This is a genomic window from Kosmotoga sp. (assembly GCF_982836095.1).
The window spans coordinates 14,855-28,304 of the sequence record NZ_CEYIHJ010000006.1; the positions used below are offsets into that span (position 1 = coordinate 14,855).

Annotated in this window: 11 protein-coding genes and 1 pseudogene; 6 read left to right on the forward strand and 6 right to left on the reverse strand. The window is 40.5% G+C overall.

Annotation, left to right across the window (positions count from 1 at the left end; translation table 11 throughout):
- On the forward strand, window positions 1-293 hold a 293-nt coding region (locus AC3LHT_RS01000; RefSeq protein ID WP_488661709.1), incomplete at its 5' end, for a sodium:calcium antiporter.
- A gap of 90 nt (window positions 294-383) precedes the next feature.
- On the opposite strand, the gene AC3LHT_RS01005 is transcribed toward AC3LHT_RS01000, so the two are convergent.
- Together AC3LHT_RS01005 and AC3LHT_RS01010 are read right to left on the reverse strand one after the other, a co-directional pair.
- Window positions 384-701, reverse strand: coding sequence for an SPW repeat domain-containing protein (locus tag AC3LHT_RS01005; protein ID WP_290645733.1), 318 nt, complete (start codon window positions 699-701; stop codon window positions 384-386).
- A 34-nt stretch (window positions 702-735) separates the two neighbouring features.
- On the reverse strand, window positions 736-1,050 hold the full coding sequence (locus AC3LHT_RS01010) for an ArsR/SmtB family transcription factor (protein WP_290667113.1): 315 nt from the start codon (window positions 1,048-1,050) through the stop codon (window positions 736-738).
- Between the two features lie 331 nt (window positions 1,051-1,381).
- Here AC3LHT_RS01010 and AC3LHT_RS01015 point away from each other — a divergent pair, with 331 nt between their 5' ends.
- The 5 genes from AC3LHT_RS01015 to AC3LHT_RS01035 all read left to right on the forward strand — a co-directional run bounded on the left by AC3LHT_RS01015 (window position 1,382) and on the right by AC3LHT_RS01035 (window position 9,231).
- Window positions 1,382-1,759 (forward strand): Rid family detoxifying hydrolase, encoded by a 378-nt coding sequence (locus tag AC3LHT_RS01015; protein WP_290645728.1) that lies wholly within the window; start codon window positions 1,382-1,384, stop codon window positions 1,757-1,759.
- Between the two features lie 18 nt (window positions 1,760-1,777).
- The gene (thrS, locus tag AC3LHT_RS01020; RefSeq protein ID WP_488661710.1) at window positions 1,778-3,715 is read left to right on the forward strand and encodes a threonine--tRNA ligase; all 1,938 of its coding nucleotides are present in this window, start codon (window positions 1,778-1,780) and stop codon (window positions 3,713-3,715) included.
- An 88-nt stretch (window positions 3,716-3,803) separates the two neighbouring features.
- Window positions 3,804-5,531, forward strand: coding sequence for an adenine deaminase (ade, locus tag AC3LHT_RS01025; protein ID WP_290645724.1), 1,728 nt, complete (start codon window positions 3,804-3,806; stop codon window positions 5,529-5,531).
- A gap of 7 nt (window positions 5,532-5,538) precedes the next feature.
- Window positions 5,539-7,842 carry a xanthine dehydrogenase family protein molybdopterin-binding subunit gene (locus AC3LHT_RS01030; RefSeq protein ID WP_488661711.1) on the forward strand — a complete coding sequence of 768 codons (2,304 nt, stop codon included), beginning with the start codon at window positions 5,539-5,541 and terminating at the stop codon, window positions 7,840-7,842.
- Between the two features lie 3 nt (window positions 7,843-7,845).
- Window positions 7,846-9,231, forward strand: a complete 1,386-nt coding sequence (locus AC3LHT_RS01035; protein ID WP_290645720.1) for a PLP-dependent cysteine synthase family protein — start codon at window positions 7,846-7,848, stop codon at window positions 9,229-9,231.
- A gap of 31 nt (window positions 9,232-9,262) precedes the next feature.
- Here AC3LHT_RS01035 and AC3LHT_RS01040 read toward each other — a convergent pair whose 3' ends face one another.
- The 4 genes and pseudogenes from AC3LHT_RS01040 to AC3LHT_RS01055 form a co-directional block, all read right to left on the reverse strand.
- Entirely contained in the window at window positions 9,263-10,012 is a 750-nt protein-coding gene (locus AC3LHT_RS01040; protein ID WP_290645718.1) for a Rossmann-like domain-containing protein, read from the reverse strand.
- Complete coding sequence (locus tag AC3LHT_RS01045; protein ID WP_488661712.1) at window positions 10,005-12,056, reverse strand: ABC transporter permease; 2,052 nt, start codon at window positions 12,054-12,056, stop codon at window positions 10,005-10,007. Before AC3LHT_RS01045 ends, AC3LHT_RS01040 begins: the two co-directional genes overlap by 8 nt.
- A gap of 1 nt (window position 12,057) precedes the next feature.
- The gene (locus AC3LHT_RS01050; RefSeq protein ID WP_488661713.1) at window positions 12,058-13,188 is read right to left on the reverse strand and encodes a sugar ABC transporter substrate-binding protein; all 1,131 of its coding nucleotides are present in this window, start codon (window positions 13,186-13,188) and stop codon (window positions 12,058-12,060) included.
- A gap of 2 nt (window positions 13,189-13,190) precedes the next feature.
- Window positions 13,191-13,450, reverse strand: a pseudogene (locus AC3LHT_RS01055) (aldehyde oxidase); the annotation flags it as partial.

The following is a 13,450-nucleotide window of genomic DNA, read 5'->3' on the forward strand; positions in this document are numbered from 1 at the left end:
CAGAGCTTGTTACTTCAATCACTGCTGGAATTAAGAAAAAGGCCGATTTGGCTGTTGGAAATATCATCGGCTCTAATATATTCAATCTACTTTTGGTTCTTGGCATTTCATCTTCTATATCACCCATACAAACCGATAGAGACATCACACAGGATATAATCTTCGCACTCATCTCTATCGTTCTTTTGCTGCTCTTCTCCGGATTGAAAAGGAAAAAACTCGGAAGAACAGGCGGAATAATACTGCTGGCATTTTACTTTATTTATATCTATCTCAGTCTTAAAGCTGGCTAAAAGTCTGATGATTCATGAACTTCAAAGCGATTAAGAAAACCCCCTCATGCCCTTGCGAGCATGATGGGGCTTTCTGCAGCAATTGCAATATTACTGTTGTTTCTTATCAAAGAAAGAAAAGATAAGGGCGATAATACCAAAAATCAATCCGTTTGTCATTGCACCTGTCTGGGAACCGGTAATCCCGGTGATAAATGCCGAAATGACCAACCATATCGCCACCAACGTTACTATCCAACCAGCAGTTTTAGAAGTGCGCAACATCGGAATTCCGGTTATCAAAAAGAGAATACCGACTATCAGGAAATTTGCAAGGTTTGCCCCTTGAGAATCTACAATGCCAGGTATAAACGCAGAGATCACCAGCCAGATCGCTACCAATAAAGTTACCCAACCTTTCCAGCTCATACTTCCACCTCCAATAAAAATGTTTTTAAGAACTTTATTCTGAAAGATGGGACATACCAGATTCCAAGATTTCCTTTATGTGTTCATCATCCAGCGAATATTTAACTGTGCGCCCTTCTCGCCTTGCCCTTACTAGTTTTAGGCTTCTCAGTATTTTTAGCTGGTGCGAAGTTGCTGATTGCCTTAAGTTCAACGTTTGTGATATCTTTCCGACGCACAGTTCGTTATCCAGCAGCAAATACAATATCCGTAATCTGGTGGGATTGCTGAAAACCGAAAAAAAACTTGCTAAATCGGTAAAATAATCTTGGTTATTGTGTAATCGGATATTTCGAAATGACAATCGCATACCAACCCACCATCCTGTTATTGACTATTGTTCATATCCACATATGAACATCTAGTAATATAGTAGCACAAAATGATCTATCGTGTCAAGTGTTGCCCTGGCAGGTTAAAATCCGCACGTTTTCTTGATGGTAGCAAGATAAACAAACTGCATGCAGGTCTTTTTTATGGGCTAAAAGTATCCTTAGTGGTAAGCTCATATACAACATTAATGGTATAATATTCGCAAAATGGGGGATGTAGAACATAGCAAAAGATAATGTTCTAATTTTTTGTATAACAGTAGAGCAGAATTTGCAATTGATGACAAAAAGATGATTGGAGGCGATAGTGTGTTGAGGGTAGTGAACACTGAGAAAGCACCAAAGGCAATTGGACCTTATTCTCAGGGGATTGTTGCTGGGAATATGCTCTTTGTTTCGGGTCAGCTTCCACTCAACCCGGATACCGGGAAACTGTCAAATGAACCCGAAAAAGCGTTCACTATGGCTATTGAAAACTTCATTGCCGTTGTTAAAGCGGCTGGCGGAAGCACCGAAGATATCGTAAAAGTAAACGTGTACATAAAAGATATGGACCTTTTCGCCACATTCAACGAGATATACTCGCGTTATTTTACTGGCCATAAACCTGCTCGCGCTGTCGTTGAAGTAGCGAGGCTTCCTAAAGATGCAATTGTGGAAGTCGAGGGGGTTGCCTATATAAGATGAGAGTTAGGAGGTAATATAATGCATTGGATAATAGAATTACCTGATGGAACGATAAAAGAGTATGATAAGCCCGTTTCACCTGCTGATGTGGCTGCTGATATTTCTTCTGGTTTACTAAAAAAAGCAATAGGTGCCGAGGTCAATGGGAATTTGTGGGACTTAAAAAGAGTAATGCCTGAAAAGGCAAAGTTAAGGCTTATTCTCGAAAAAGATTATGAAGCGCCTATTTTTTACAGACATACCTTTTCCCATATCCTCGCTCAGGCAGTGATGAGGATATATGGTGAAAAGAATGTAAAGCTAGCCATAGGGCCCGTTATAGAAGATGGGTTTTATTATGACTTTGATCTTGGAGATGTAAAACTTTCAGAAGATGACCTTCCAAAGATTGAGGCTGAAATGGCAAAGATAGTTAAGGAAAATCTTCCGGTAGAGAGGTTTGAATTGACAAAGGATGAGGCCATCAACTTCATGAAAGAAAAGGGGCAGCTTTACAAAGTAGAGTTGGTTGAAGAGCTCGACGATGAAAAAATCTCTTTCTACAAGCAGGGGGACTTTGTTGATCTTTGTAAAGGTCCTCATATGCCATCAACGGGGCGTATAAAGCATTTTAAACTGCTCTCCGTTTCCGGTGCATACTGGCGGGGCGATGAAAAAAACAAAATGCTTCAGCGTGTATATGGAACTGCATTTGCTAAAAAATCTGAACTTGAAAAACATCTTGCAATGCTCGAAGAAGCGAAAAAAAGAGACCATAGGAAAATTGGCCCACAGCTTGGGCTTTTCAGCTTCTCATATGAATATGCACCGGGAATGCCCTTGTTTCATCCTAAAGGAACCGTTGTGCTCAATGAACTGATGAAATTTTCCAGAGAAATGCACATTCAGGATGATTATCAGGAAGTAATTACCCCTTTAATAATGAATATAGACCTTTGGAAAAAATCTGGTCATTGGGATCATTATCGCGATAACATGTACTTCACTGAAAAGGAAGGACAGGAATACGCCGTAAAACCCATGAATTGCCCCGGGCATATTCTTATATATAAATCTGGCTCTGTCAGCTATAAAGACCTTCCTATGAAATTCTTTGAATTTGGAAAGGTTCATCGTTACGAAAGAAGCGGTGTCCTACATGGACTCTTGAGGGTAAGAGGATTCTTACAAGATGACGCCCATATTTACTGCACAAGAGAGCAAATTAAGGAACAGATCAAAGGTGTTATTAGCTTTGTCGATAGAATTTACAGCCCCTTTGGGTTTGAGTACAGAGCTGAGCTGAGCACCAGACCTGAAGACTTTATGGGTGAAATAGAGATATGGGACATTGCCACTGATGCTCTCAGAGACGCCCTTGAGTCAACAAAGTTAAGATATAAAGTGAATGAGGGCGATGGGGCATTCTATGGCCCAAAAATTGATTTCCACGTCCGTGATTCTCTTGGTCGCGAATGGCAGTGTGCAACTATCCAGCTCGATTTTCTCATGCCGGAGCGTTTTAATATGACATATATTGGCCCAGATAATCAGGAATATAGACCCGTTATGATACACAGAGCAATATACGGTTCTCTTGAGCGTTTCTTTGGTATATTGATAGAACACTATGCCGGTGCTTTTCCGACCTGGCTTGCACCTATCCAGGTAAAAGTAATTCCCATTGCCGATAGGCATAATGAATATGCAAAAGAAGTGGCTGCAGAGTTGAGAAATGCTGGTATAAGGATTGAGGTTGATACTAGAACAAAGTCGACTAATTACAAAATCCGCGACGCTCAGATGCAAAAAGTCCCATACATGGCAATTGTTGGAGACAAAGAAATAGACGCTAAAACTGTATCTATCCGGTTGCGAACGGGAGAGAATCTCTATGGCATAAAACTAAATTCCTTCATCGCTCGTCTGACAGAGGAGATAAACAAAAGGCAAAAAAACTCAATATTTAAATCTTAAAGGGTCCCTGCCGCTGGCAGGGATTTATTTTTGTATTTAACTTTCAACAAATCAGATAGTATAATGTTAGGACAAAGGGGTGGGAGCTGTGAACATAATCGATATTCTTCCTGTGGCTAGGGGCTTAAAAGAAGCAGATGTTTTAATGAAAAACTGCAGGATTGTCAACGTTTTCAGCGGAGAAATAGAAAAAGCTAATATTGCTCTTTTCAGAAAAAGGATTGCCGGAATTGGCGATTACACCAAAGGAAAAGAAGTCATTGATTTGAAAGGGGCTTATGTCATTCCCGGGTTGATCGATGCGCACCTTCATATTGAATCTTCAATGGTTTCACCAATAGAATTTGCACGTACTGTTCTTCCTCGAGGTACGACCACGGCAATAGCAGATCCTCATGAGATTGCCAATGTCCTCGGACTTAGAGGTGTCGAATACATGTTACGTTCAACTGAAGGTATCCCCTTAAACCTTTATATAATGCTCCCCTCTTCGGTCCCTGCAACCGACAAGGAAACCAGTGGCGCTAATATTTCTGTAATGGATATGATAGGATTCGTCGAAAAACATCCAAGAGTTCTTGGACTTGGAGAAGTCATGAACTATCCTGCTGTTATAAACGGTGATAAGGATACGATTTCAAAGATTGAATTGTTAAGACACAAATATAAGAAAATTGACGGTCATATCCCCGGTATCACCGGGAAAGACTTAAATGGCTACATTTGTGCTTTCATACGTTCTGATCATGAATGTACAACTGTCAAAGAGGCAAAAGAAAAGCTGGCGAGGGGTATGCAGATTCTAATACGTGAAGGTAGCGTGGCCAGAAATCTCGATGCTTTGTTACCGTTGATCAACGAGCACAATTACCCGTTTATTTCTTTCTGTACTGATGATAAGCATCCTAATGACATCATCGCAGAAGGTCATATAGATTATATGGTAAGGCGTGCAATAGAATTTGGCATAGAACCGGTAACTGCTATTAGGATGGCAACAATAAACACCGCTGTGCATTATAATTTGAGATCTATGGGTGCCATCGCTCCGGGTTATAAAGCGGATTTGCTTGTTGTTGAAAATCTTGACGAATTCAGGGTAGACATGGTTTTCAAAGACTCGAAGCTCGTTGCTGTTGATGGAAAAATGATAGATGAAATCGAGAAGAAAATATATCCCGTTGAAAAGATGAACACTTTTGCCACTCCTAAGTTGACTCTTGAGGATTTTAAAGTCCCATTGGCCCCCGGTAAATTAAGGGTAATAGAGCTTTTCGGTCACGAAGTTCTGACAGGTGAGAAATTAGTGGAGCCTAAAGTAGAAAATGGCGAGGTTATTTCTGATATCGATCGTGATGTATTGAAACTCACTTCTATTTCAAGATACACAAAGAAAAAATCAATTTCTGTTGCCTTTGCAACCGGATCTGGTTTAAAAAAAGGTGCTGTTGCCACCTCGGTTGGACATGACGCTCATAACATGTGCGTGCTGGGGACAAATGATGAAGACATGTTGGTAGCTGCTAATAGAGTTATTGAATTGGGTGGCGGTTTGGTTATCTCTAACAACGGAAAAGTGGTTGCAGAACTTCCACTCCCTATTGCAGGGTTAATGTCAGACCTTTCCAGCGAAGAAGTAGCTGAAAGGTTGGGAATCCTAAAGAAGGTTTTGAAGGATTTTGGAAGTGTACTTCCAGATCTCTTTATGACGTTGTCTTTTGTTCAACTCGCGGTTATTCCAAAGTTGAAATTGACAAACATGGGGCTTGTGGATGTTACAAAGAATAAATTTGTGCACCTTTTTGAGGGAAGGTGAGGTACTGGTGAATACAGTTGAGAACAAGAAAAATGTGATTGGCTCAAAAATCAAGCGGGTTGATGCCATTCCAAAAGTTAATGGAAAGGCCAAGTTTGCAGCAGATCTTTACTTTGACAGAATGGTATATTGTTACCTTGTATTGGCAAGAAAAGGTCACGGTATTTTGAAAGACATTGATGTCGAAAAAGCACTCGATGTACCGGGTGTTGTCGGTGTATACACATACAAGGATATACCCGGTGAGAATCAACTTGGAGAAGTTGTCAAAGATATGCCCTGCCTCGTCTCAGTAGGTGAAAAGGTAAGATATTATGGAGACGTGGTTGCAGTTGTCGCAGCAGAAACATATGAAATAGCAAAAGAAGCCGCTGAAAAAATTAGCTTGGAAATAGAAGAACTGCCAGCTGTTTTGACAATTGAAAAGGCGCTTGAAGATAAAATCAGAGTGCATGAACCAACAAATGTGCCCATACATAAGAAGATAAGAAAAGGAAATGTTGAAGACGGATTCAAACATAGTGACGAAATATTTGAGGGTGAATTCTATGCTCATTATCAAGAGCAGGCATATCTAGAACCTCAAGGTATAATCGTTACTCCAGATATAGATTATGGTTTCACTGTTTACGGTACTATGCAATGTCCCTATTACGTTCAAAATAGCGTGGCACGTGTCTTGGCAACATCCTTGAATAGAGTACGCGTCATACAAACGGAAACCGGAGGAGCCTTTGGTGGGAAAGAAGATGTTCCTTCTTATGTAGCTTCTTACGCGGCGGTTGCTGCTTATAACACAGGTAGACCGGCAAAATTGATCTATGATCGTGAAACGGATATTCAAACCACTTCCAAACGTCATCCCATCAAATCGCATTATAGAATTGGAGTCAGCAAAGAAGGCAAACTAAGAGCAATGGAAATCAAGGCCTATATGGATATGGGTGCTTATGCGACACTATCACCCATTGTGATGTTCAGAACTCTGGTACACGCTGCTGGGAGTTATGATATCCCCAACGTTAAAGTGGATGTATATGGTGTATATACGAACAAAATACCACCAGGAGCTTTCAGGGGATTTGGAAGTCCTCAGGTGCTTTTTGCTGTGGAAGCCATGATGGACGAAATATCTGAAAAATTAAGTATCGACCCCATAAAATTAAGGCTCATGAACACTTTAAGAGAAGGAAGCAGAACCGCTACTGATCATTTGTTGACTGAAAGTGTTGGTGCTGTTAAAACACTTGAAAACATTCGAGAGATTTCAAATTGGGAACATCTAAAAAAAGAAGTGGAAGCATTCAATAATACTCATCAGGATAAAAAACGTGGAATTGGTGTTTCTCATATCTTTTATGGTGTGAGCCTTGGCGCCGCCGGACAGCATCTTGATGCTTCAGGTTCGCACGTTCAAATAAATGCAGATGGCACTGTAGATGTCAGAATTGGTGGTACAGAAATGGGTCAGGGTGCAAAAACAGTTATTGCCATGATTGCCGCTGAAGAACTTGGACAGCATATAGAAAAAATCAACGTTCATCAACCCGATACGGCTTTTGTGCCAGATAGTGGACCAACTGTTGCCTCACGGACTACCGTGTACAGCGGTAACGCAACGCGTTTGGCTGCCTCGGAATTACGGCAGAGGCTTATTGACGTGTTTTGTAACCTCACGGGCGCCTTGGCTGAAAATGTTCAATGGGGCAATGGTAAGTTTCTTGACAGCCTTTCAGGTCAGGAGATATCTTTTGAAAATTTAGTAGAACATGCTTTTAGAAAAAATGCTAAACTAAATGAAACAGGCTGGTATAAAACAGCAAGTCTTGAGTGGGATGCCGAAAAGGGAATTGGGGAAGCCTATGTGACTTATTCCTTTGCTTCGCAAATCGTGGTTGTTGAGGTAAATTTAAATACAGGACAGACTAAAGTCGTAAAAGCTTACACAAGCCACGATGTTGGGAAGGCATTGAATCCTGAAGGTATTATTGGACAGGTTCAAGGTGGTTTTGTTCAGGGTATGGGATATGCCTTGTTCGAGGACTTAAAATTTAAAAATGGACAGATACTAACGGATAATTTCAACACATATATCATCCCAACCATTCATGAAATTCCGGAAGAACTCATAATTGACATCGTTGAGGAGCCCTTCTCACGAGGCCCTTATGGAGCAAAAGGCATAGGTGAACCATCTCTAATGCCTACCCCAGCGGCAATTGCTAACGCTATATCAAGAGCCATTGGAAAAAGAATAAAAAGAATACCAGCTACTCCAGAATATATATTGAAATTAATCAAGGAGGATTAGAAAATGAAGAAATTTGTTTTAGGACCATCATTTGAAGAAATGCTTCATCCCGAAAAAATCGATCCCAAAATCAGAAAAAAGGCCTGGGAAATGCGCACCAAAGATCCCCTGGATCCAATCAATCTATTCAACATTTCCTGGCGTAATATTGATAACGAAATTTATTATGTTGTATTGCCCAAAGAGCTTACCGGTGTTGATGCGAATATCATAGTATTATATGGAAAAGAATTTCCAACGGGCAGCCACAAAGTTGGCGCAACGTATTCCATTCTCATGGAAAAAGTTCTCAAGGGTGAAATAGATCCCTCTTATCATACCCTCGTATGGCCATCTACCGGTAATTATGGAATTGGAGGAGCCTGGGTTGGATGTCGAATGAAGTTTGACACGATTGTAATCCTTCCCGAGGAAATGTCTCAGGAAAGATTCGACATTATAGAAGGCTATGGGGCAAGAGTCATTGCCACACCCGGCTGTGAATCGAATGTTAAGGAAATATATGATAAAGCAAAGGAGCTAAAGGCTGAAAATCCTGATAAGATCAGAATTCTCAACCAATTTTCAGAATTTGGCAATTACAGATTCCATTACTATGTAACCGGAAATACCATACTGGAACTCATAGATGAGCTTAGCATAGGCAACGGAAGAGTGTCCGCAATTGTCTCAGGAGTGGGATCAGCGGGTACAATAGCCTGTGGAGACAGAGTAAAAGAGGTTTATCCAGATGTCAAGATTGTCGCTCTTGAACCAATCCAATGCCCAACGCTTTCGCTTAACGGTTATGGTGGGCACGATATTCAAGGAATAGGCGATAAACACGTAACCTGGATACACAATGTTATGAACAACGATGCTGTTGTTGCTGTTGATGATGTTGAATCGAAAAAAATGCTTCAGGTTCTAACAGATGAAGAAGGAAAGAAATTTTTAAAAGAGTTCATTCCCGAAAAAACTGTTGAATTTCTTTCCAGTGTTTTTGGCATTTCAGGTGTTGCTAACGTAATGGGAGCTATCAAAATGGCAAAGTACTATGGCTTAACTGATAAAGATAATATCGTTACCATTGCAACGGATAATATTGACCGCTACCATTCTGTGATGGAGCAATTGACAAACACTTATGGGAAACTCGATAGATCTGAGGCAAAACACCGCTATGAATCCATATTCCTTGGAGCGAAGACCGACTGGATCTTTGAAGGTACAATGGATAACCGCCAGCGATGGCACAATCTGAAATACTACACATGGGTCGAACAGCAAGGTAAAGAAGTCGAAGAATTGAACTCACAGAAAACCATGGAATTCTGGCAGAAAGAGCAACAAGAAGTTCTCGAAATCGACGGGCTTTTACAAGATTATCGCTCTAAATTCGGATTATAAACAAAAGGCGGCTGTAGCCGCCTTTTTTCCTTTATTTCAAAATCAGCGTAACTTTTTTTGCGGCCTTTAGCCTGTACAAATTCTTCGTTCCCCCAGCTCTTGAAGCTACCTTCATTGTCAATTCCGGATCCATTATCTTTGCTCCACCTATTGCCTTTACCACCTCTGGATAAACTTCAGGAACGAGTGGAGTCGAAGGTCCGAACACTACAACCCTATCGGTATTTACCGAGTTCAAAATGGTGTCGATTGTTCTGTTCATAAACGCCGTTCCAGTGATGATAACTGCTGAACATTCTCTTAGTTTCCAAGGCGCTGCCCAATCTGGCAAATAATCCTCGCTTGCATGCCTTTCAAAAATCATGAGCTTTTCAACTTTGCCTCTTAATTTTGAGGTCAAAGGCTTAAAATCACCTATAAATCCGACAGTGTCGCTTCTTTTGAGATTTAGGATCTCGAATATATCTAATTCAGAATAATCTTGTTCTTTCAATCTGTTATTCAGAACTGCATTTGCAGCGGCTAATGCAAGGCTAACAGTTATTGGATGATGTACATTGCCAAGTTTCAGAAACTCATACAGAGGGCAGGGTGTTTCAAAGAGTTCATCAAATAAGGTGCAACCTGGAGGAAGCTCCTCTCTTAGAAGATGAGCAACTCCCACATTTCCCGAAGAAAGCCTTACCGCTGTCATTCCTGTGCCTATAACATAATCTATGACTGCCATATTCTTTCCATATTCTTTTGCAATTTCAAGAACTCTGTCAAAGATACTATTCATAGGTCATTCCCCCTTCAGCGAGATTCTTCGAATAAAGAAACCTCTGATTGAATTTGTATAAGAACAGCAATGGAACAATGCCTATTAAAGATGCTGCTCCAAAAAGATTCCAGCGTGTGTAAAAGCTACCTATTTCTCCAGCATAGCTGAAAACTTTCAGAGAAAAGGGCATAAGTTCGCTTTTGTCAATGAAAATGAGTGGAATGGTGAAGGCATTCCATGAACTCACAAGCACATAAATAAAAATACCTGAGATTATAGGCAAACTGAGTGGCAACATGATCTCTAAAAAATACATGCCCTCAGTCATCCCTTCAAGCCTTGCAACTTCCCTGAATTCTCTCGGTATCTTTGAAAAGAAGGAACTCATTGTTATTACTGTAAGTGGAACAGCCTGGTTTGCCACAACCATCGCGACACCCATAAGGGAATTCAAAAGGTTTAACCTTCCAAAAAGCATATATAGAGGTAAAAGGGTATGCATACCTGTATAGACTCCCCCAAAAAGAACTACAAGCATGATGAGGGATGTGGTCTTGAACTTCCCGCGTGAGTACAGATAGCTGAAAGGTAAAGCAGTCATAAAGAGTATGCTCGCACTGTATAGGGCTATTTTCAGCGTGTTTAGTAAATTAAGCCAAAGCCTGTGATTGAAAAATACAATTGAGAAATTTCTAAGCGTAAGATTAGCTAGTTTTGGCAAGACAGTATTTTTCCCCGAAAGAGCTAGCAATACTATATAGAGCAATATGATAAGGCTTATAATTCCCGGAATCCACTTAAAAGAGCTTTTAATCCCCTTTGGAACAGAAAAATTGATTATGGGCATCTTATATCTCAATGAAAACATTACGACGGGAACTGAGAGAAAAGTCGCAGGGTTTATGCCTTTCCAGCCATTAATATTGATTGAATAAAGACAAAGCCCAGCGTCAAATGCCACCAGTATAGCTGAAAGAATCCTAAAAGTCTTCTTAAAATGTGGAACCAAAAAAAGTGTAAAAAGATATCCAGCAGCAATTAAATAAGGCCACATTCCAATTTTGAGGTAACAGCCGGAAAAAAATTGTGAAACAGCTGCAAGGAGCATCACGTAACGATGTCGCTTTGGCACTTCTACTCGAGAGCTTAAGGCGGCTACTAACCAAAGTAGCATTATAGCTCCAACAACAGCAGAATATGCGGAAAGGATTCCATAATCATCTTCAAAACTGAATTTCCTATAAAGAACTATTCCTAAAAAAGAAGTTGCCCCCACTATGGTTCTCGGCGTAAAGCCTCCCGGTAATAACGGACCATCACCACTCAGCAAAAACGCTGTGGAAAAGCCCTTAAAAGCTCTCGCCAGCTGAAAGAAGTAATATGGTATCAAAAGATACCTTACCTGGCCAAAGAAAATGCTAGCGATAACACTGTCTTTAGCTCCATCAATTAACAGCATATCCTCAACATCTCCGGGAACGCTCTGAAGCATAGCAATAATTATCATGGTGCTCATTGGAATAGACAGCCATACACTGATTAAAAGGGTTACTATAAAGGCGGACAAGGGTTGAGTCGCTATATCCAAATTGGTACCAAACATCAAATTGCATATTAGGTTGAAAGGAGAGTTGCTGCCATAACCCTGTATGAACGCTCTCCAGGCTGAAACGCTTATAAATGAGGGCATAAACCACCCCAAACCAATTAAAAGGAGAGCAGCCTTATTTAGTACTGAGGATTTACGTAGTGTAATTGCGAGATAAAAGGAAATGACAAGTTCGAGTGAAACCTTAAGGAATGCCCATAATGATGTTATCTTAAAAGATAATCTCAGACCGCTGTCTTGAAATGCGAGTTTGTAATTATGAAGCCCAACTATTCTTGGAACAGTGTCAAGGATCCCGTATTTGAAAAAGGAAATGATAAATGCCCAGATCAGCGGAAGTACGATAACCAGCATCACAATTAACAGAAGTGGAAGGGCCATCATAATGGCCCTTCGTGAAAACATCGCTACCAAAAAAAGAATCAGCGTTATTCCAAAAAAAAGTCCTGCCATATCACCAATTTGAGTTCACATAATCCTGTGCGCTTTTAAGGGCTTCATCGATGGAAAGGCTACCTGAATAAACCGCTTGAAGTACTGTTTTCATTGTGCTGAAGTACAAAGATTGAAACTTCAAGCCATTATACATATACTGCCCTTCTTTAAGTATGTAATAAAGCTCCGAAAGCTCTTCAGGAATAGTTTGAGTCCATAGAGGAATCTTGTTATATTCAACACAATAATTCATACTCCGAGAATAAAGGAAACGAAGAAAATCGAGTGCTATATCCTTCTTCGCAGCATTGAAAATGGCAAACCCTTTTGAGTCGATTATCGGTTTCACTTTTTTGCCTTTAACCTTTGGAAAAGGAAGCATCTGGAATTCAATCCCTGCTTCTTCGAAGTCCCTTGCCAGGTAACTCCCTTGAATCAAAATTGCTATTTTTCCAGCTTCAAAAGAATTCACCAGCGCACCACGGTTCATCCTGACAAAAACACCTTTGTCAAAAAGTTCTTTTACATATGTTATACCTTCCCTAATTTTTGGAGAATCAAAAACAGGTTTCCCTTCTTCGTTCCAGAGAGTATCGAAAGAAGTTAAAAAGGGATAGAATACATAAGGTGACATGAAATCCCAAGCAGCTGGAGTAACTTCACTGCTGGCAAATTCTCTTGAGATCTTTTCAATATCCTCGATGCTGTAACCAAAATCCAACGAAACCCCTTTACTTCTGAGAAGGCTGAGGTTGACAAAAACCGTCTGAACATCCGCATAATAGGGAATAGCAAGCAACGAGCCTTTGGATGAATAGGGTTTAAGGCTTTCTTTGGAAAAATTTCCTACTATTTCTATGTCGGTATTGTCAAGTTTTGTCAAAGAGTTTGAGATTGAGGTTCGTTCGGTATAAACATCCTTTACCATGGAAATATCCGGCAAGTTTCCGGTTCTTAAAGCCGTGAACAATTTATCATCCAGTTTCGGGATATGTAGAATTTTAACCTCTATACCCGTCTCCTGTGTGTAAAGCCTTGCAATCTCGGTAAAAAAATCTTCGCCTTCCCAGCTTGTCCATACGGTGAGATTTGCCGCAAAGAAAAGGCTGGAAAAAAGCAAAACGGAGAATAAGCCGAAGCCTTTCTTCACCATTAGACCTCCTTCTTCAGTATCTCAAAAAACAGCTCTTCGCTGTTGAAAGGAGCTTTCCTGAGCCGTACGCCCGTTGCATCGTAAATTGCATTAGCAATAGCGGGTATGGGTGTATCGATACCAATTTCTGCGATACTCTTTGCACCAAAGGGACCAGTGGGTTCATAACTGTCAACAAAGCCACATTCTAGTTTTCCATAGTCCATACGTGTCGGGATTTTGTAAGTGAAGAAATCATTTGTCAACATTCTTCCATCTT

Coding starts and splice junctions, on each gene's coding strand:
- AC3LHT_RS01010 (WP_290667113.1), bottom strand. CDS start 1,050: ATGCGATTGTCATTTCGAAATATCCGATTACACAATAACCAAGATTAT.
- AC3LHT_RS01040 (WP_290645718.1), bottom strand. CDS start 10,012: ATGAATAGTATCTTTGACAGAGTTCTTGAAATTGCAAAAGAATATGGA.
- thrS (WP_488661710.1), top strand. CDS start 1,778: ATGCATTGGATAATAGAATTACCTGATGGAACGATAAAAGAGTATGAT.
- AC3LHT_RS01035 (WP_290645720.1), top strand. CDS start 7,846: ATGAAGAAATTTGTTTTAGGACCATCATTTGAAGAAATGCTTCATCCC.
- AC3LHT_RS01005 (WP_290645733.1), bottom strand. CDS start 701: ATGAGCTGGAAAGGTTGGGTAACTTTATTGGTAGCGATCTGGCTGGTG.
- AC3LHT_RS01045 (WP_488661712.1), bottom strand. CDS start 12,056: ATGGCAGGACTTTTTTTTGGAATAACGCTGATTCTTTTTTTGGTAGCG.